Genomic DNA, 20,390 nt, shown 5'->3' with positions numbered 1-20,390 from the left:
ACCCTGGCGCAAACGGGGACGTTCATATAAAAGAAATGACGCGCCGCCACGCGCAGTGGCTAATAGTGATAAAGAGAAAATCCGACTCTCGCAGACCACCACCGCCGAAAGCACCACCCCAGCACTGACCCCAAACCACCACCTTCAGAACCGCCCCCCCGTCCACCGGCGCGAGCGAAACCTACAGTCCATTGCGCTGAAGTTGCTGCAGAGCAACCATGGCACTATCGGCGGATTCGATCGGCACAAAAATGTGATCGTGATACGCGGCCGCAACGACGTTGCAGCTGACATTTGCCCTGCCAAGCGCGGTAGCAAAAGCTGCAGTCAAGCCGACCGCCTGGAGGTCAGAGTGAACCGTAAGCGTGATCCAGGCGGCGCGAAATAGCGGCTGGATGCCCGCTCTCAATGCATCCCCCTCCTCCACGATGATCGTCAAGCCTTCTCGTTCGCGGAACGTCGCAAGCGGGACAATATCTCCAAGGTCATACGTAAACGGCACGGTCGCGTACACATAGGCACCCGGCTGCAACTCGGGCGACATGGAAGCAAGCAGCGTGTTCAGATCGGTGATGGGGTTGGTCATGGTTTAAATTTCCCGCAGTTATTTTTGTCCACCAGCGAGTCGCGCGATTGGTCAATACACTCCATTGAAACCACCCTCAAGGAGCAACCCGAATGATTTCAGATCGCAGCGAAGTGACTCGCATGATTCTCGCCGCCAAGGTGAGCAAAGGGCTGAAATGGGCCGACGTGGCGGAGAAAGTCGGCTTGAGCAAGGAGTGGGTAACAGCAGGCTGCTTGGGGCAGATGACGTTCTCCAAAACACAGGCCGAAGTCGTCGGCGGTCTCTTCGACCTCTCCGATGAAGCCGTCGCCTGGCTGCAGATTGTGCCCTATAAAGGCTCGCTGCCGACCGCCGTCCCGACCGATCCTCTGATCTATCGATGGTACGAAATAGTGAGCGTTTACGGGAGCACGATCAAGGAACTGATCCACGAGGAATTCGGCGACGGGATCATGAGCGCAATCGATTTTTCGATGGACATCCAGCGCGAACCCGATCCCAAAGGGGACCGGGTCAACGTGGTTTTATCAGGCAAGTTCCTGCCTTACAAGAGTTACTGAGCCGGGCTACTGAACCGCCTCGGCCTGGAGGGTCCCGCGTTCCAGCACCGGCCGCAGCGCGGCGCCCGTGTGACTGCGCGGATTCTTCGAGAGCGTATCCGGATCGGTCGCGGCCACGATCGATCCGCCTTCCGTGCCGCCCTCCGGGCCGAGATCGATCACCCAATCGGCTTCGGCGATCACATCCAGATCGTGCTCGATCACCACCACCGAATGCCCGCCATCGACCAACCGGTGCAGCACGCGGATCAGCTTGGCGACGTCGGCCATGTGCAGGCCGACGGTGGGCTCATCGAGCACGTACAGCGTATGCGGTGCTTTCTGCCCACGCCGGCCGATATCGTCCCTGACCTTCGACAACTCCGTCACCAGCTTGATCCGCTGCGCCTCGCCACCTGACAACGTAGGCGATGGCTGCCCAAGCGTCAGATAACCCAGTCCCACATCCTTCATCAGTTGCAACGGATGCGAGATGCTTGTCATCGCGGCGAAGAACTCGACGGCCTCGTCAATCTCCATGGTCAGCACTTCGCCGATGTTCTTGCCGCGCCACGTCACCGCCAGCGTTTCCGGATTGAAGCGCTGACCGTGGCAGACGTCGCACGGCACTTTGACGTCGGGCAGGAAACTCATCGCGATGGTACGCACGCCCTGACCTTCGCAGGCCGGGCAGCGGCCGTCGCCCGTGTTGAACGAGAAACGCGAAGCCGTGTAACCCCGCGCGCGGGATTCCAGCGTGTCCGCGAACAGCTTGCGGATGGTGTCCCACATGCCGATATATGTTGCCGGGCACGAGCGCGGCGTCTTGCCAATCGGCGTCTGGTCGACTTCGAGCACACGGTCGATGGTCTCGAACCCGGTCACTTCCGTGCACCCTTGCCAACGATGCGCAACGTCAAACTTCACACGCGGCGCCTCGCGTGACAACACGCTCGACCGGTTGCGCGCGGGCATATCGGCTTGGGCCGTCTTACGTGCGCGGCGCGTAGCCGGCGACGATAAAACCGAACGGCCGACGGCATCGAGCAGATTGGTCATCAGCACGTCACGAGCAAGCGTGGACTTGCCGGAACCGCTCACGCCCGTGATGGCAATCAGGCGACCAAGCGGCATGCTCGCGGTGACGTTGCGCAGGTTGTGCAGCGTTGCACCGTGAACCGTGAGCCAGTTCTCGGGCGTGGCGGCGCGCTTCGCGGTTGCGGTCTTTACGTCGCGACGCGCTTGCAACGGATGCTGGATCGGGTTCGCCAGGTACTGGCCCGTGAGCGAATCCGGCTGCGCCGCTAGATCGGCCACGTTGCCTTGCGCCACGACCGTACCGCCGCGTTTTCCCGCCCCCGGACCGATATCGATAATGTGATCCGCTCGGCGAATGGTGTCCTCGTCGTGCTCTACCACCACGAGCGTGTTGCCCTTGTCGCCGAGTTTTTTCAGTGCGTCCAGCAGGATCTTGTTGTCACGCGGATGCAGACCGATGGTCGGCTCATCCAGCACATAACACACGCCCTGCAAATTGCTGCCGAGCTGCGCGGCAAGGCGAATGCGCTGCGCTTCGCCGCCCGACAGAGTAGGCGCCGCACGGTCCAGGCTCAGATAGCCAAGACCGACCTCTTCGAGGAACAGCAAGCGGCCTTCGATTTCACTGACCACGTCGCGAGCGATATCCGCATCGCGACCCTTGAGCTTGAGCTTCTTGATCCAGCCGCGCGTGGCGCTGACGGTCCAGCGGCCGACTTCCGTTATCGGCTGATCGCCGAATGTCACCGCCCGCGCCACTTCGTTCAGGCGCGTACCGTTGCAATCCGGGCAAGGCTGATCGACGACATCGTCCGGTTCCTGTTGCGCCGATGGAATGGTCTGCTCACGGCCACGGCCGTCGTCGGAGATCACGGTGTCGTCATAGACTTCACGCTGTTCGCGCGTGAGCGTGACGCCCGTGCCCACGCAGGTGTGGCACCAGCCGTGCTTGCTGTTGTACGAGAACATGCGCGGATCAAGTTCGGGATAACTCGTGCCACAAACCGGACACGCGCGTTTGGTCGAGAACACGCGGATCTCGCCAACGTGCTTCGTCCCCTTCTTCCCGCCGTTCAACGCGCCATGCAAGTCATCGAGCGGGGCAAGCAAATGCATCACGCCCTTGCCCAGTTCGAGCGTCTCCAGAAGCATCGCTTTCAGCGTGGCTTCATCGTTTGCACTGACGGTCAGATCACCGACCGGCAACTCGATGGTGTGCTCCTTGAAGCGATCGATCTTCGGCCACGGATCGACGGACAGGAACTCGCCGTCCACACGCAAATGCGTATGTCCACGCGTCTTCGCCCACTTCGCGAGGTCCGTGTAAATACCCTTGCGGTTCACCACAAGCGGTGCCAGCAAGCCGATATGCTGGCCTTTGAAATCCCGCATGATCTGCGCGACGATCGATTCAGGACTCTGCGCCGTCACCGGTGCGCCGTCATGGACGCAATGCTGGATGCCGAGCTTGACGTACAGAAGCCGCAGGAAATGCCAGACTTCGGACGTGGTCGCGACCGTGCTCTTACGGCCGCCACGCGATAAACGCTGCTCGATGGCCACCGTCGGCGGAATGCCATAGACGGCGTCCACTTCAGGACGCCCGGCCGGCTGAACGATCGAACGCGCATACGCATTCAACGATTCCAGATAGCGGCGCTGGCCTTCGTGGAAGAGGATATCGAACGCCAAGGTGGACTTGCCCGAGCCCGACACGCCCGTGATTACATTGAACTTGCCGTGCGGGATATCGACGTCGAGCGACTTCAGGTTGTGTTCGCGCGCGTTGACAATACGCACCACGTCTTCTCCCTGCAATGCGCGCCGCGCCGCCGCGATTTCCGCGGCCAGTTGCAGCGGAACGCCCGCAGCGCGCTTCTGCGCCGCGCCGGGCGCCATCGCCTCTTCGTAGTCAAGCAGAGCCTTGCCAGTGTGCGATTGTTCGCAGGCCGAAACGTCATCCGGTGTGCCGACGCAGACGACCAGACCACCGGCATCGCCGCCTTCCGGACCAAGATCGATGATCCAGTCGGCCGCGCGAATCACGTCAAGGTTGTGCTCGATCACGATCAGCGAATGGCCGCGCTCCAGCAGGCGTCTCAACGCCTGCATCAGCTTGGCGATATCGTCGAAATGCAGACCTGTTGTGGGCTCGTCGAACATGAACAAACGGCCCGGCAGGTTGCCGCTCGCCTGTGCCGTTTCTGCCAGGAAACCCGCCAGCTTCAGGCGCTGTGCTTCGCCGCCCGAGAGCGTGGGGACCGGTTGCCCGAGCTTCACATATTCCAGCCCAACATCGACAATCGGCTGCAACACCCGCAGCACTTCCTTGTCTTTCGCAAAGCACACAACGGCTTCGCTCACGGTCAGGTCGAGTACATCCGCCACGCTGAGCGACTTGCCGCCGCGCTCGATCTGCACGTCAAGGATTTCCGCCCGATACCGCCGCCCGTCGCAATCCGGGCAGCGCAAATAGACGTCGCTCAGGAACTGCATCTCGACGTGTTCGAAGCCCGAACCGCCGCAAGTCGGGCAACGGCCATCGCCGGAATTAAAGCTGAACATGCCTGCGCTATAACCGCGTTGCGCAGCGAGCGGCGCCTTGGCAAACAGCTTGCGAATCTCGTCGAACGCGCCGACATAACTCGCGGGATTCGAACGCGCCGTGCGGCCGATCGGCGATTGATCGACGAAGATCACTTCGCTCAACGCATCCGCGCCCTTCAACGCGCGGAATGCGCCGGGAGATTCGGTCGCCTTGCCAAAATGACGCTGCAACGCGGGGGCCAGTACGTCCTGGATCAGCGTCGATTTGCCCGACCCCGATACCCCCGTCACGCACACCAGCCGCTGCAACGGAATCTCGACCGTGACATCGCGCAGGTTGTGTTCGGTCGCGCCTTCGAGCACGAGCCGCGGCGTCTTTGCATCGACCACGCGGCGCTGCCAGTTCGATGCATGCGCCACATGCTTGCGGCCGCCGAGGTACGCGCCCGTCAGCGTGTCGCTATGCTCGATTTCATTCGGTGGCCCGTCATAGACAATCTCGCCGCCGCGTTCCCCGGGTCCCGGACCCATGTCGATAAGACGATCCGCCGCGAGCATCACCGACGGGTCATGCTCTACAACCACGAGCGTATTGCCCGCGTCGCGCAAGCGGTGCATGGCTTCGACAATGCGATTCAGGTCGCGTGGATGCAAGCCGATGCTCGGCTCATCGAGCACGAACAGCGTGTTCACCAGCGACGTGCCAAGCGCAGTCGTCAGGTTGATCCGCTGCACTTCGCCGCCCGACAGCGTACGGCTCTGACGATCCAGCGTGAGATAACCCAGGCCGACATCGCAGAGATATTTCAGGCGCGTGCGGACTTCGTTATGCAGGAGCTTGAGCGCGTCGTCGAGCAGCGTGCTTGGCAACGTCAGCGAATCGAAGAAACGGCGAATGCGGTCGATAGGCATCAGCATCAGATCGTGCAGCGTGAGGCCCGGCAGCGCTTCGAGTTGCGCACGCGTCCACTCCACGCCCGCCGGCAGGAAACGATCGGCCGGCTTCAGCACAGCGTCTGCTTGTTCCTTCGTGCCGAGACGCCACAGCAGCGCTTCAGTCTTGAGGCGCGCGCCCTCGCATGTCGGACACTTTGTATAGCTTCGATATTTCGACAGCAGCACACGAATGTGCATCTTGTACGCTTTCGATTCAAGGTAATCGAAGAAACGCTGCACGCCATACCACTGGTTTTGCCACTTGCCCGACCAGTCCGGCGAACCGCCGATCACCCAGTCGCGTTCCTTTTGCGTGAGTTCGCTCCAGGGCACACCAAGCCGAATGCCCGCCTTCGCGCCGTAGCGCAGGAGGTCGTCCTGATTCTCTTTCCACGCAGGCGTTTGCAGCGTCTTGATCGCGCCGCCGCGCAGGGTCTTGCGTTCATCGGGAATCACGAGGCCGAGATCCACGCCGATCACCCGGCCAAAGCCGCGACACGTTTCGCACGCGCCATACGCCGAATTAAACGAGAACAACGCGGGTTGCGGATCGGCGTAGCGAATGTCGCTTTCCGGACTGTGCAGGCCCGTGGAGAAGCGCCACGTTGGCGCGTCCGCCGGCTTGTCCGTATCCTCCGTGCCCGGCTCCGGCAGAACGTAGACATTCACGCGTCCGGTGCCGCGCAGCAATGCGCCTTCAATGGCCTCCAGCGCCCGCGACCGCTCCGTCTTCTGCAAGCGGAACCGGTCTGCGACCACGTCGAGCATTTGCCGGCCGTCCTGGTGACGCTTGGCCTGGACCCGCGTATAACCGCTCGCGGACAGCCATTGAGCGACTTCTTCATCGCTCGCGGATTCGGGCAACTCCACCGGGAACGTGATCGCAATTCGTGGATCACCCGCCTTCGTGCGCTCGAGCAACTCGACGTAGATGGTCTCCGGCGTGTCGTGCCGGACCTGATGCGAGGTCTTTTTATCGAAGAGCTCGGCGGCGCGTGCGTAGAACAACTTCAAGTGATCGTTCAACTCGGTCATCGTGCCGACGGTCGAGCGCGAACTGCGCACCGGATTCGTCTGATCGATGGCGATTGCCGGCGGCACGCCGTCCACGCGATCCACCTGCGGACGGTCCATCCGGTCGAGGAATTGCCGCGCATAAGCGCTGAACGTTTCGACGTAGCGACGCTGGCCTTCGGCGTAGAGCGTATCGAACACAAGGCTCGATTTGCCCGAGCCTGAAGGGCCGGTCACCACGGTCATCTGACCCGTGTAAAGGTCCAGATCAATGTTCTTGAGATTGTGCTGGCGAGCGCCGCGAATGCGGATTGCGTTGTTGGATGCCAATTTTTCCTAACCGGTTCAATGAGTTAGATCGGCCGCCAGTAGCGCTAGGGCGAAGCGTGGCTCGCGCCAGGGGAGCCGCCGTTCGACACGCATTAGCGAGATAACGACCGATGAAGTCGACACTGTACACCCATACAGTGTTTTCGACAGGAGGAGAGCCGCGTGGAATTACGCGGTCGCGAGTTGGGTGTTAAGGCCAATCAGCGTGTCGCCAATGCAATCCAGAAACGCGACGGTCATCGAACTCTCCGGTGTCTCCTGCAGCGTTGCCAAACCTATTTCAAACGGCAGCGCGGGTTCGAATGGCTTGATGGCAAATCCTTCCGATGGACAACACGCCGCGAGCACCTGGGTGACGATCGTCACGCCCATGCCGCGCGCAACCATGGCGCAGGCCACGCCGACCGAATGCACTTCTGCCAGAACGCGCGGCGTGATGCGGGCGCGGCGGAAAGCCATATCGACTTCGCGCCTGTGCAGACTTTGCCGCCCGAGCAGGATCAGCGGCACGAGTTCAAGATCCAGCGCGCTGATTTTGTCCAGCGCGGCCAGCGGATGGTCAATGGGCACGACGCAGGCCGACTGCGAAGGAAACACGCGATGAACCCGCAAACCGGGCAAGCCTGCCGGCATTTGTACGAAAGCCAGATCAACTTCCCGGCTTAAGAGCGCGCGCTCGCCTTGTCCATACGTGCCTGACAAAACCTCGAGCACGGCATCCTCGTGTGCCTTGCAGAAGATTTCCATGGTTTGCGGCATGGCGTGCTGAGCGAAGGTGTTAGGCACCATCGCGCGAACCAGTTTTCGCTGCATTCCGCCAAGCCGCAGTTGTTGCGCATGACGCCGCAAGCAATGCGAGCCATCGAGCAAGGTCTTCACTTCATCGACCAAAGCAGCGCCCTCACGGGTGAGGGTAAGCCTGCCTTGTTCCCGGATAAAAAGTCTGAGTCCGAGGTCTTCTTCCAGTTGAGCAAGCAGCCTGCTGACGACCGATTGCGAGATTTCCAGGCGCTGAGCCGCGGCTGTGGTGGTTCCGAGGCTTGCCACCGCTTCGAACGCTTCGATCTGTTTGAGGTTCATCCTTGCTCGCACATAAGGCTATGCAGATTCAGCATAGTGTTGCATCCAAAAATTGTCGGCTTAATTATCGCGAAACTGAACGAAATTTGCCGGAGGCGTTTGCCCGGCTCGAAACGCTTTTATCGCCCAGCGAGATCACAGGATTCGCGGAACTTAACGCTAGAGGTTGTCACGCAATGATCGGTTTCATCATCCATCGGTTTGTACAGAGCGCCGGCATCCTGATGCTGACCTCTGTGCTCGTTTTCTGCGGGGTCTTCGCTATTGGGGACCCCATCCAGATTCTCGTGCCCGCCGACGCAAGCCCGGCAGAAATAGCGCAAGCAGTGCACTCGCTGGGTCTCGACCAGCCGATGTGGAAGCAATACATGCTGTTTGTGGAACACGCGCTGCATGGCGATCTTGGCCGGTCGTTCGTGTTCAACCAGCCATCGATCCAGTTAATCATGGAGCGCCTGCCGGCCACGCTCGAACTGGCAGTCGTAGCGCTCGTCATGGCGCTGATGATCGGGCTGCCGCTTGGATTGCTGGCCGGCATGAAGGCCAATTCACCGGTCGACCGCGTGATCATGGGCGGCTCGATCCTCGGCTTCAGCCTGCCGAACTTCTGGCAGGGCATCATGCTCGTGCTGATATTTTCGGTGACACTGGGCTGGCTGCCCTCGGCAGGACGGGGTCATCTTGGCACCCTGCTCGGCATCCATACGAGCCTCGCGACGCGCGATGGACTGATTCACCTGATCCTGCCGGCGCTGAATCTGTCGCTGTTCAAAATGTCGCTCGTGACTCGGCTGACGCGCGCCGGCGTTCGAGAAACGCTGCCTCTCGACTACATAAAATTTGCTCGCGCCAAAGGTTTGCGGGAGCGCAGGATCATTTTTGTCCACGTGCTGAAGAACATCATGATCCCGATCGTCACGGTGGTCGGCATGGAGTTCGGCTCGCTGATCGCGTTCGCTACCGTGACCGAAACCATCTTCGCGTGGCCGGGCGTGGGCAAGCTGATCATCGACAGCATCATGCGGCTCGATCGTCCCGTGGTCGTGGCGTATCTGCTGATCGTGGTCGCCATGTTCACGCTGCTGAACCTGCTCGTGGACATCATCTATTCGCTGCTCGATCCGCGCGTGCGTCTGGGAGGTGCCTGAAATGAGCACGCTTTCGAACATCCTGCCGCGCTGGACCACAAGCCGCGACACACGCGCCGGCCAGGCATTGCGCGGCATGTTCGGCCGCCCCGCCGTTGCGCTCGCGTCGCTGACCTGCATTGCGCTGATCATCGTGGCGATCTTCGCGCCATGGCTCGCGCCGCAGAATCCATACGACCTTGCCGCGCTAAATATTGTCGATGGCAGGCTGCCTCCCGGCGCTCACGGTCACCTCGGACATCTCTTCCTGCTGGGCAGCGACGCGCTTGGCCGCGACATGTTCGCTGCCATGATGTTCGGCCTGCGAACCAGTCTTGGCGTGGGGATATCCAGCGGCGCGTTTGCCTTGATCGTTGGCACGACGCTCGGCTTGGTAGCCGCGTATTTCGGCGGCTGGATCGACACGCTGATCATGCGCACCGTCGACCTCATGCTCGGCTTCCCGACCATCCTTGTTGCGTTGATGATGCTCGCCATTCTCGGCCAGGGCGTGAGCAAGGTGATCCTCGCGCTCGTGATCGTGCAATGGGCGTACTTCGCCCGCACCGTCCGCGCGGTCGCGGCCGTCGAGAGCAAAAAGGAGTACATGGAGGCGGCATTGTGCCTGGGGTTCAGTCATCGGCGAGCGCTCTTTAGCCAGTTACTGCCGAACTGCCTCGCACCCGTCATTGTGATTGCGATGGTGCAGGTCGCAGCCGCCATCTCCGCTGAAGCCACCTTGAGCTTTCTCGGGATCGGCTTGCCGGTGACGCAACCCTCTCTTGGATTACTGATTGCGAACGGCTACCAGCAATTGCTTGCCGGCTTCTACTGGATCAGCGTGTTCCCCGGCGTGCTGCTTGTCATGCTCGTCTTCAGCATGAACATGGTCGGCGACGGCTTGCGCGAGGCGCTCAATCCGCGCCTCCAGAAATAGGAAATCTCATGTCTCCAGTCATTCCAACTTTATCGGTCGAGAAGTTGCAGACCCATTTCTTCACGGCGGCCGGCGTGGCAAAAGCCGTTGACGACGTGAGCTTCGATGTCTATCCCGGCGAGATCGTCGGCCTTGTCGGCGAGTCCGGTTCGGGGAAATCGATCACCGGCTTCTCGATCCTCGGGTTGATCGATGCGCCGGGACGGATTGTTGGTGGACGTGTCCTGTTCAAGGGCGTGGACCTGACGAGTTACGGTCCGGAAGCGCTGCGGCAACTACGGGGAAATCGCATCGCGATGATTTTCCAGGATCCGATGATGACGTTGAATCCCGTTCTACGCATTGATACGCAGATGATTGAAACCGTGCGCGCGCATGCGTCGGTGTCGAAACAAGCCGCTCGCGACCAGGCGCGCGAGGCGCTCGCGGCGGTTGGCATTCCCGCGCCCGATGAACGGCTCAAGGCGTATCCGCATCAGTTGTCGGGCGGCATGCGGCAACGCGTGGCGATCGCGATTGCCATGCTGCACAAGCCGGACCTGATCATTGCGGACGAGCCCACGACCGCGCTCGACGTCACCATCCAGGCGCAAATTCTCGCGCAAATGCAGAAGCTGTGCGCGCGTTCGAACACGGCGATGGTCTGGGTCAGCCACGATCTCGCCGTAGTCGCAGGACTGGCCGATCGCATCTGCGTGATGTATGCGGGACGCGTGGTTGAAACGGGTGACGTGGATACGATCCTTGAACATCCACAGCACCCCTACACAATCGGCTTGCTCGGTTCCGTGCCCGAGAACGTGGCGCACGGCGAACCGCTGATGCAGGTTCCAGGCGTCGCCCCTTCGGCGCTTGCGTTGCCCGCGGGTTGCGCCTTCTCGCCGCGATGCACGTATGCCACCGATACCTGCAGGACACAAAAGCCGCCGGTATTCAAAATGAGCGAGAGCCATCTCCACCGATGTTTTCATCCCGTTGAGCGAGTTGCAGCATGAGCACGCAAGTTCTTATCAAGGCCGATCAGGTGTCGCGCCGTTTCGTGAAGCGTTCGAGTTATGCGGAGCGCATTGCGCAGATGCTGGGCGCCAAGCCCGTGTCGCACACGGTCCATGCAGTGGACACCGTGAATCTCGAGATTCATCGCGGAGAAGTGGTCGGGCTCGTGGGTGAATCCGGCTGCGGCAAGTCGACCTTCGGCCGCATGCTGGCGGGCGTGGTACCGCCGTCGTCGGGAACCATTCACGTGGCCGATGCAAATGGAGCCGGCACGACGGTTCTCGGTTCGCATGGGAAGCTTGCTCACCGCCTTGGAACGCAAATGATCTTTCAGGACCCGATGTCATCGCTCAATCCGCGCAAGCGGGTGCGCGAAATTATCGGTGAGGCGCCGCTTGTGTACGGCATGGTGAAGCGGCGCGACCTGGATGATTACGTTGTCGATGTGATGGAGCGGGTTGGCTTGAATCCGGACGTGCGGCAGCGCTATCCGCATCAGTTTTCCGGTGGGCAACGCCAGCGCATCAGCATTGGGCGAGCCTTGGCGGTAAAGCCCGATTTCCTGATCTGCGACGAATCAATCGCGGCGCTCGACGTGTCGATCCAGGCGCAGATCATCAACCTGTTCATGCGGCTGCGCACTGATCTTGGACTGACCTATCTTTTTATCAGCCACGATCTTGGGGTGGTGGAACATATCAGTGATCGGGTCGCGATCATGTATCTGGGACGAATCGTAGAGACCGCGCCTACGGCTGATCTTTACGCAAAGCCACTGCATCCGTACACGGTTGCGCTGCTGGATCAGGTGCCACGCTTATCGAACAGGAAGCGCGCGTATGAATCCATCACGGGCGAGATTCCGTCGCCGCTTGCACCTCCGAAAGGCTGCCATTTTCATCCGCGCTGCCCACACGCGATGCCGCGCTGCAGCGTCGAGCATCCGGAATTGACGGAAGCCGCGAGCAATCACTGGGTCGCCTGCCACCTGTTCACGGAGGCGAAATGAGTCGCCTACGGATTGCCGCCGCGTGCGTTTTGATTGCTGCTTACATGGTCTCGTCGAGCGTATGTGCACGCGCGCTGACCATGGCCGTTGCCGCCGAGCCTTCGTCGATGGACCCGCTGTTCTCCCGCACGCAGAACAATCAGCAAGTGGAAAACATCTTCGAGCGCTTGATCTCTCGTGATGAGAATCTGCAAATTCAACCCGGTCTTGCAGTGGCGTGGCGAGTCGTAGATCCGACGACATGGGAATTCAAACTGCGCCCCAACGTTCGCTTTCACGACGGTACTCCGTTCACCGCGAGAGACGTGGTGTACTCGGTGAGGCGCGCGTCGAGCGTGCCGAACAGCCCCGCGCCCTTCTCCGGCGCCGTGGCGAATATTGCGTCCATTGACGTGCTCGATCCGCTCACGCTGCACATCCATACGAAGACCCCCGCGCCCGGCTTTCTCGAACAGATCGGCATGCTGTTCATCGTGTCGCAGCATGCGGCCGAAGGCCACCAAAGCAATCAGTATGTATCGCCCTCTGTGGCAGTCGGGACCGGTCCTTACAAACTAAAACGCTGGGTGCCGGGTGATTATCTCGAACTCGTGCGCAACGACGATTATTGGGGTCCCAAGCCGCCGTTCGACACGGTCACAGTCCGCTTCGTCGCCAACGACGCCGCGCGCATGTCGGCGCTGCTTTCAGGTTCCGTCGATTTGATCGATAACGTTCCACCGGTCAATGTGCCACGACTCAAGCGCGACCCGGCTGTGACGCTTTATTCGGGACCATCGGCGCGGCTGATCTATCTCGCGCTGGACACGAGCCGCCAACAGTCTCCGTTCGTGACCGGCCCGGATGGCGAACCGCTGCGAAGCAATCCGCTGCGTGATCTGCGCGTGCGGCAGGCTATATCGAAGATGATCGACCGGAGCGCCATCACGCAATACCTGCTGAACGGCGCGGGCGTTCCGGCCGGCCAGATGGTGCCGCAGGGAATGGGCGGTTACTCGCCGGCATTGCCAGCCGATACCTATGATCTCGCGGGAGCGAAAAAACTGCTTGCGCAAGCGGGCTACCCCCAAGGATTCACGCTGACGATCCATTCATCCAACGACCGTTTTTCCTCCGATGGCGATGTCGCCCAAGCGGTCGGACAAATGCTGGCTCGCGGCGGCATCCGGATCGCGAACGTGGTCACGCAGCCCTACAACGTCTATGCCGGCGCCGCGGCCAAGCAAAGCTACAGCGCCTTTATCTTCAGCTTCGGCAACACGACGAGTGACTCCACCATCGCGCTCTCCAACGTCTTGGCGACCTATTCGCGAACCGGTGGAACGGGAGCGTTCAATCGCGCCCGCTACTCGAATCCCGCGCTCGATCACGCGCTCGCCGCGGCTAGCGCCAGCTTTGACCCCGTGCAGCGCGAGCGCTTGCTTGAGCAAGCGGCAGAAGTGGGATTCCGCGATCTTGGCATTGTCCCGCTGTATTTTCCCGAGAACTTTTGGGCTGCGCGCAACGGCGTCACGTTTCATCCAAACAAGGCTGAATACACCACAGCAATTTATGTAGGAATCCGATAAAAATGACCGATTTGGTTCGCAACAATACATTCGATGCTGCATCCGGACAGGACGCAGCGTGCACCGAGTTCATGATCCCCATGCGCGATAGCGTGCGTCTCGCCACTGACGTTCATCTGCCGGCAGGCTTTCGCCCGGGTATCGACGCGCCCTTGCCGACCATTCTAGAACGCACGCCTTATGGCAAGCGCGAAGTATCGCGTTCGGAGATCAACCGGGGCGAGCCGGCCGCGCGTCGTGGCGATATTGCCGCGTATTTCGTTGCGCGCGGCTTCGCGGTTGTGTTCCAGGATTGTCGCGGACGTCATGCATCGGAGGGCGAGTTCACCAAGTATCTGTCGGAGGGGCCGGACGGTTATGACACGCTCGAATGGATCACACAGCAGGACTGGTCGACAGGCCGCGTCGGCACCATGGGTCTTTCTTATGCGGCGCACACGCAAATGGCCGCCGCCTGCATGAACCCGCCGGGCCTAGCGTGCATGGTGATGGACTCGGGCGGATTCGCTAACAGCTATCACTGCGGCATCCGTCAAGGCGGCGCCTTCGAACTCAAGCAAGCCACCTGGGCGGTGAATCAGGCAAAGGGAAGCCAGGCGGTCTTGAACGATCCATTGCTCAAGGCAGCACTCGACGCGCAAGATCTGAGGGAATGGTTTTCGCGCATGCCGTGGCGGCCGGGTCAGTCGCCGTTGCGCTTCGTGCCTGAATACGAGCGCTATCTGTTCGATCAATGGACGCACGAAACATTCGACGAATTCTGGCAGCAACCCGGCATCTATGCAGAAGGGTTCTATGACACCATGGCGCGCGTTCCGACCGTCCTGATGTCGAGCTGGTACGACGCATATGTGCGCTCGACCATGGACAACTTCGCCGCTATGTCGAAGCTCGATCCGGTCGCGGCGCCCACCTACCTGATCATGGGATCGTGGCTGCATGGCGACCGCAACGTGCCGTTCAGCGGCGATGTCGATTTTGGACCCGCCGCCAGGATCGAAGGACAAATTGCGGAGGACTGGCTTGCGTTTCGCGCGCAATGGTTCGACCGGTGGCTGAAGCCCGCTACGTTTGGAGTAAAGCAATCCGATCCTGTTGCGAGGATCTTCCTGATGGGGGGAGGCAGCGGTGCTCGCAATGCCGATGGCCGCATGGAACATGGCGGTGCGTGGATCCAGTCATCGCAATGGCCGCTGGCCGACACGCGCTTCACGCGTTTCTATTTGCGGGAAGGCGGTGTGCTGTCGGAGAAGCCGCCTGAAGAGACGGATGCATCTGTTACGTACGCGTTCGATCCGTCGAACCCCGTCCCGACTATTGGTGGTGCATTGACATCAGGCGCGCCGGTATTTGATGGCGGCGCGTTCGACCAACGCGAAGACGAACGTTTCTTCGGCATACGCAATCCGGGCGTCCCGCTCGCTGCGCGCAATGACATTGTTGTATTCGAAACGCCGCCGCTGGAAGAAGACATGGCGGTCGTGGGGCCGGTCATCGTGAGATTGTGGATATCGTCGGATTCTCCCGATACCGATTTCACCGCGAAGCTGGTCGATGTGTACCCGCCCAACGCCGATTATCCGGAAGGTTTCGCAATGAACCTGACCGACGGTATTTTCCGCTGCCGCTTTCATAATTCGTGGAGCGCGCCCGTGTTTCTCGAATCGGGCCGCATCTATGAAATAACAATCGAGCCTTTTGCGACCGCGAATTTATTCAAGCGCGGACACCGGATTCGACTGGATATATCGAGCAGTAATTTTCCCCACTTCGATGTCAATCCGAATAGCGGGGAATCACCGGCTCTGGCGCGGGCACCGCGAATTGCCGTGAATACCGTGCACCTGGGAACAGAGCATCCCTCGCATCTCGTTCTGCCGATAGTGCCTGTCAACGCGATCAGGAGCCTGGCGCCGCTCACCGACCAGTAACCGCTAGCCACGCCCGCGTAAGCCCTTGAAGCCAGTCTGGCGGCGCCCGTTCCATCGGGCGCCGGGGAGAACTGTTGCCCGAATTTTTTCATGCATTAAACCAGCAGCAAAACCCAAAGCACTCAACTAAAGAGGAAGAATCATGCACAAGCACACTCCGCGAGCGCTATTGGCCGCGTCGGTAGGACTCGGCCTTATCGCGACTACCGCACACGCTCAATCGACCGTGACGTTATATGGCATTGTCGATGGCGGATTTACTTATACGAGTAATCAGGGTGGCAAAAGCAATTACCAGGCAACGGCCGGGAGCGAACAGGGATCGCGCTGGGGTTTTCTTGGCAAGGAAGATCTGGGCGGCGGCAACGCAGCAATTTTCCGGCTTGAAAACGGCTTCAATTTACAGACCGGGACGGCAAGCGCGAACGGTCGCATGTTCGGCCGTCAGGCATGGGTCGGATTGTCGAGCGAAAAATGGGGCGCGGTGACACTCGGGCGCCAGTACAACGCGGCACAGGACTCGCTTGAGCCGTTGCAGGTCTCGGCGGATACCTCGCAATACGGCACGCACCCGTTCGATACCGACGACCTGAACAACACGTTCCGCACCGATAACTCCGTGAAGTACGTCACGCCGAATTTCCATGGCTTGCAGCTCAACTCCATGTATGGCTTCAGCAATAACGCCGGCAACTTCGCAATGAGCCGTTCGTACAGTGTGGGCGCGTCCTATGCGGGTGGTCCGTGGCGTCTTGGCGCGGCGTATGTTCGTATCGACAATCCGGCGGTTGATACAACGGGCGCAATTCCTTCGGATAACTACTTTACTTTCATCAAGGGTGTGACGAAGCAGCAGATCTACGGTGCGGGCGGTCTTTATGATTTTGGTAAGGCGAGCCTCGGGTTAATGTACACGAGCACGACGTTCGACCTGACACCGACTACGCAACACCAGACGTTCCAGAACGCGGAAGCAAGTATTCGTTATCAGTTCACCCCCGCCCTCAGGGCGGCGCTAGGCGAGACGTATACCGAAGTCACCGCGAACGCCAAGCCCGCGAGCTGGCACTATTGGCAGACCACGAGCGCTTTGCAGTACTTTTTGTCGAAGCGGACTGATGTGTATATTGATCTGATCTATCAGCGCGCGAGCGGTGCGGTCGCGGCGATTGAAGGGACATCGGGCGCGTCGAGCAGCCACACGCAGTTTCTGGCCGTAACAGGCATTCGGCAGAAATTCTAAAAACCTTGTTGGCATGCGCCACTGTTTCGCGCAGTGGCGCTTTTATTTACCTTTGCCCGACATAGCTAAGACACGAACGGCAGCTTCACATCGCGTGCGGCATCCAGCATCGAAACGGTGATCTTGCGGACTTCCAGCTTGCTCTGCGTGATATGAGCCCGCAGCAAGATAGTCGCCTCGGTGAGCCGGTTGCGCTCGATAAGATGCAGCATGGTCGAGTGCTCGTCATAGGTTGCGCTGGTCCGGTGAGGCTTCAAAAAATCGAGCCGCCGCACAATACGTATGCGCTCGGTGACGTCGTTATGAACGCGCACCATCTCCGCGTTGCCAGTCGCAGCCACGATCTGCCGATGAAAATTTTCGTCCATACCGAACATCTTCACCGGATCGTCTTCACGCGCTTCCGGGTCGACGCACCAGATTGCCTTAAGTGCATCAATAGCTTCACGCGCCCCTTCGCTTCCCGATGTCAGCCGTTCAAGCGCGGCCAGTTCAAGCACGATACGCAGGTCGTAGAGCTGATCCATCTGGTCGAAGTCAATGCGTGCAACTTTCCATCCGCGTCGGAAACCGACCTCCAGATAACCCTCGCGTTGCAGCCGGAACAAGCCGTCACGCATCGGCGTGCGCGATACGCCGTAGAACTGCGCAATCCCGTTTTCGGAAAAGCGATCACCCGGAAACAACCGGAAGTTGAAGATATCGCTTTTCAGCCGCTGATAGACCTGCTCGGCAAGCGGATTCGCGGCGTTCGGCTCGATCGCTTCGACTCCTGTTTCAATGATGTCTTCCGGCATACGGTTCCCCTTTGTTCTTATTATCGGCCTTTCAAGGCTTGGGAATCAGGCTTACGTGCGCGGCGACAATTTTGAAACCATCGGCAGGACCGAGACGCGCCCAGGTCTGCATCTGGCGTCCGATCAACGGCGTCGCGTCACTGGTGAATTCGGTGCTGACGGTCGCGAAGTCGCGGCCGAATGTGGTGACCACGGTCCTATGCAGCATGCGTGAAGCGGGCACGGGTGCGCACGTTTCACGCCATTGTCGAATGACCTCGCCGCCATGCTGGATTTCAGCAATGCCATAACGCACCGTCTCTGGGGCGTCCCAGAACAGCGCGTTCATTGTTTCGATATCGTTTGCCACGAGCGCGCGTTCATACTCGACGAACGCCGCGCACACCTCGGCAATGACTTCCGGCAGGTTGATGTCCATCGTCGGCAAGTCCCTCATGCAGCGGTAAAAGATGACAGGGGCGCGGTCCATCCAACAATCCCGCCTTGCGACCGCACCATCTCTAGCGTCGCCTGCTTGAACGCCGGAAAATAGCTGGCGGTCGCGTCCTCGACAAGCAGGCAGTCGTAACCGCGGTCGTTCGCTTCGCGCATCGAGGTCTGCACGCACACCTCTGTCGTGACGCCAGCGAAAACCAGATGCGTGATATGCCGCGCCTCTAGTTCCTGAGTCAACAACGTCGCATAGAACGCGCCCTTGCCGGGTTTATCGATGACAAGCTCGCCTTCGGTTGGAGCAAGTGCATCGACGATCGCATTGCCGGGTTCGCCGCGAATCAGGATGCGGCCCATCGGCCCTTCGTCTCCAATACGTGCATTGGGTGCGCCGCGAAGGCGCTTGGCCGGTGGACAGTCCGACAGATCCGCTGCATGCGATTCGCGCGTATGGACTACGAACCACCCGCTTTCCCGTGCCAAGGCCAGCAGCGCGGAGACAGTCGGGACAATCTGCGCAAGCAGCGATACATCATTGCCCAGCGATTCTCCAAAACCGCCGGGCTCGATGAAGTCCCGCTGCATGTCGATGATGACGAGCGCGGTTGTCGATGGATCGAATGTAAAGGGTCCGGGTAGCGCCGGTATCGTGATCGTCATAGCGGGTCCCCGCAACGGTGCAGTCTCATTCGATCACCTCTTTCAAGGCTTCGGCAATTGGAGCCACGTGCGTCGCCGAGTCACCCTGTCCCGCCATGTAGTGGCCCAGCGTCGCTCGGTCGGCACTCGCAGCCGGCGTCTCGTACACGAGTTCCCCCTCCGCGATCACGACTATCCGGTCCGCCAGTTCCAGCAGTTCATCCAGGTCTTCGCTCACGAGCAGGACCGCCGCACCGGCATCGCGCGCCGCCATGATGCGTGCATGAATATCCGCCACCGATGCGAAGTCGAGACCGAACACGGGGTTCGCCACGATCAGCACATCGACCGGTTGACCTAGCTCGCGGGCAAGTACCGCACGCTGGACGTTGCCACCCGAGAGCGTGCCGATGGCGCGTTCGGGTAACGGCGGACGGACGTTGAAATCGGCGATGAGATGCGCGGCGCGGTCCCGCATCGCACGCCTGTCGAGACGCCAGCCGCCGCGACGCAATGGCGTGCGGTCGAAGTCGCGGAGAGCCAGGTTTTGCGCGACGCTCATGTTCGCCACGCACGCGTTTTTAAGCGGTTCTTCAGGGATGGCGAACACACGCCGCTGCGTCATTTCCTCGCGTGTGGCGTGGTATGCGTCACCCGCTATCTCCATCTCGCCCGTCTTCACGCGGCGTTGCCCGACCAACCCCTCGACCATCTCCTTCTGCCCATTCCCCGATACGCCCGCGATCCCAAGTATTTCACCCGATCGAACTTGAAGCGACGCACCCTTGACCGCCGCATGGCCGCGATCATCGTCGATAGATATGTTCCTCATGGCAAGGCGTATACGCGCCGCCGGGTCCACCGGTTTGCGCGCGACCCGTTCGGCATTGACCGCGTCCATGACCGCGGTGTCGCGCGTCTCAGCGGCGCCCATCATCAAACCGGCAAGCGCATCGCGGCTGGTCGCCGATACCGCGCTCGTCCCCACCTGCCTGCCCTTGCGCAGGACGGTCACGTCGTCGGCATACGCCATCACTTCGCGGAACTTGTGCGTGATCATCAGCACGGTCAACTCGCCGCGCGTTGTCAGGTCGCGCATCAGGCCGAGCACTTCATCCGCCTCTTGCGGCGTCAGCACGGAAGTCGGTTCATCGAGGATCAGGAAACGCTGCCTGAGATACAACTGCTTGAGAATTTCGAGCTTCTGCTTTTCCCCTGCCGCTAAACCGGATACCGGCGCATCGAGCGGCAACCGAAACGGCATCCGCTGCATGAACGCATTCAGTGCTTCGCGTTCCGCTGTCCAGTCGATTTTCCAGGGCAAACTCCCGCGTGCAAGCAGCAGGTTCTCCTCCACCGACAACCCCGACGCCAGCGTGAAATGCTGGTACACCATGCCGATACCCAGCGCTTGTGCATCGCGCGGCGAAGCGATGTGAACCTCACGGCCATCGGCTGAGATCTGGCCTTCGTCGAGCAGACCGTAACCTACCAGCCCTTTCACGAGGGTACTTTTGCCCGCACCATTTTCACCGAGCAGCGCGTGTACCGTGCCCGGCCGAACCTTGATGGACACGTTATCCAGCGCGCGAAATGCACCGAACGACTTGCCGGCGTTGTGCACTTCCACCTCTAACGCATGCTGAGGAGCCGACATGA

15 protein-coding genes are annotated in these 20,390 nt (G+C 60.4%); 8 read left to right on the top strand and 7 right to left on the bottom strand.

Annotated elements, in window-relative coordinates; all coding sequences use genetic code 11:
• Positions 1-181: 181 nt before the first annotated feature.
• Positions 182-586, bottom strand: coding sequence for an ACT domain-containing protein (locus GSQ93_RS10965; protein ID WP_158935676.1), 405 nt, complete (start codon positions 584-586; stop codon positions 182-184).
• 92 nt (positions 587-678) lie between these two features.
• On the opposite strand from GSQ93_RS10965, the gene cynS reads away from it, so the two are divergent.
• Positions 679-1,128, top strand: coding sequence for a cyanase (gene cynS / locus GSQ93_RS10960; RefSeq protein WP_158935675.1), 450 nt, complete (start codon positions 679-681; stop codon positions 1,126-1,128).
• 6 nt (positions 1,129-1,134) lie between these two features.
• On the opposite strand, the gene uvrA is transcribed toward cynS, so the two are convergent.
• Positions 1,135-6,972 carry an excinuclease ABC subunit UvrA gene (gene uvrA / locus GSQ93_RS10955; protein ID WP_158935674.1) on the bottom strand — a complete coding sequence of 1,946 codons (5,838 nt, stop codon included), beginning with the start codon at positions 6,970-6,972 and terminating at the stop codon, positions 1,135-1,137.
• Positions 6,973-7,140: 168 nt separating this feature from the next.
• A complete protein-coding gene (locus GSQ93_RS10950; protein ID WP_158935673.1) occupies positions 7,141-8,052 on the bottom strand; it encodes a LysR family transcriptional regulator in 912 nt (303 codons plus the stop codon).
• Between the two features lie 176 nt (positions 8,053-8,228).
• Here GSQ93_RS10950 and GSQ93_RS10945 point away from each other — a divergent pair, with 176 nt between their 5' ends.
• The 7 genes from GSQ93_RS10945 (at position 8,229) to GSQ93_RS10915 (ending at position 16,863) form a co-directional block, all read left to right on the top strand.
• On the top strand, positions 8,229-9,200 hold the full coding sequence (locus tag GSQ93_RS10945) for an ABC transporter permease (RefSeq protein WP_158935672.1): 972 nt from the start codon (positions 8,229-8,231) through the stop codon (positions 9,198-9,200).
• A 1-nt stretch (position 9,201) separates the two neighbouring features.
• Entirely contained in the window at positions 9,202-10,116 is a 915-nt protein-coding gene (locus tag GSQ93_RS10940; protein WP_158935671.1) for an ABC transporter permease, read from the top strand.
• Between the two features lie 8 nt (positions 10,117-10,124).
• Positions 10,125-11,111, top strand: coding sequence for an ABC transporter ATP-binding protein (locus GSQ93_RS10935; RefSeq protein ID WP_158935670.1), 987 nt, complete (start codon positions 10,125-10,127; stop codon positions 11,109-11,111).
• Positions 11,108-12,121 carry an ABC transporter ATP-binding protein gene (locus GSQ93_RS10930; RefSeq protein WP_158935669.1) on the top strand — a complete coding sequence of 338 codons (1,014 nt, stop codon included), beginning with the start codon at positions 11,108-11,110 and terminating at the stop codon, positions 12,119-12,121. Before GSQ93_RS10935 ends, GSQ93_RS10930 begins: the two co-directional genes overlap by 4 nt.
• Positions 12,118-13,689: an ABC transporter substrate-binding protein gene (locus GSQ93_RS10925; protein ID WP_158935668.1), complete on the top strand. Its 1,572-nt coding sequence runs from the start codon at positions 12,118-12,120 to the stop codon at positions 13,687-13,689. The genes GSQ93_RS10930 and GSQ93_RS10925 overlap by 4 nt, the downstream gene beginning before the upstream one ends.
• Before the next feature lie 2 nt (positions 13,690-13,691).
• A complete protein-coding gene (locus GSQ93_RS10920; RefSeq protein ID WP_158935667.1) occupies positions 13,692-15,620 on the top strand; it encodes a CocE/NonD family hydrolase in 1,929 nt (642 codons plus the stop codon).
• A 142-nt stretch (positions 15,621-15,762) separates the two neighbouring features.
• Positions 15,763-16,863, top strand: coding sequence for a porin (locus GSQ93_RS10915; RefSeq protein ID WP_158935666.1), 1,101 nt, complete (start codon positions 15,763-15,765; stop codon positions 16,861-16,863).
• Positions 16,864-16,928: 65 nt separating this feature from the next.
• On the opposite strand, the gene GSQ93_RS10910 is transcribed toward GSQ93_RS10915, so the two are convergent.
• From GSQ93_RS10910 to GSQ93_RS10895, 4 genes are read right to left on the bottom strand one after another with little or no spacing between them, the layout of a single operon-like run.
• Positions 16,929-17,660, bottom strand: coding sequence for a GntR family transcriptional regulator (locus GSQ93_RS10910; RefSeq protein ID WP_158935665.1), 732 nt, complete (start codon positions 17,658-17,660; stop codon positions 16,929-16,931).
• Positions 17,661-17,691: 31 nt separating this feature from the next.
• Positions 17,692-18,078, bottom strand: coding sequence for an oxalurate catabolism protein HpxZ (gene hpxZ / locus GSQ93_RS10905; protein ID WP_158935664.1), 387 nt, complete (start codon positions 18,076-18,078; stop codon positions 17,692-17,694).
• A gap of 14 nt (positions 18,079-18,092) precedes the next feature.
• Positions 18,093-18,752: a cysteine hydrolase family protein gene (locus tag GSQ93_RS10900; RefSeq protein ID WP_158935663.1), complete on the bottom strand. Its 660-nt coding sequence runs from the start codon at positions 18,750-18,752 to the stop codon at positions 18,093-18,095.
• A gap of 25 nt (positions 18,753-18,777) precedes the next feature.
• Positions 18,778-20,388, bottom strand: a complete 1,611-nt coding sequence (locus GSQ93_RS10895) for an ABC transporter ATP-binding protein (RefSeq protein ID WP_158935662.1) — start codon at positions 20,386-20,388, stop codon at positions 18,778-18,780.
• Positions 20,389-20,390 lie beyond the last annotated feature (2 nt).

Source organism: Burkholderia sp. S171, from assembly GCF_009766085.1.
Lineage (GTDB): Bacteria > Pseudomonadota > Gammaproteobacteria > Burkholderiales > Burkholderiaceae > Caballeronia.
The sequence above is the reverse complement of the archived record's forward strand: the minus strand, read 5'-3'. Positions and strand labels throughout refer to the sequence as shown.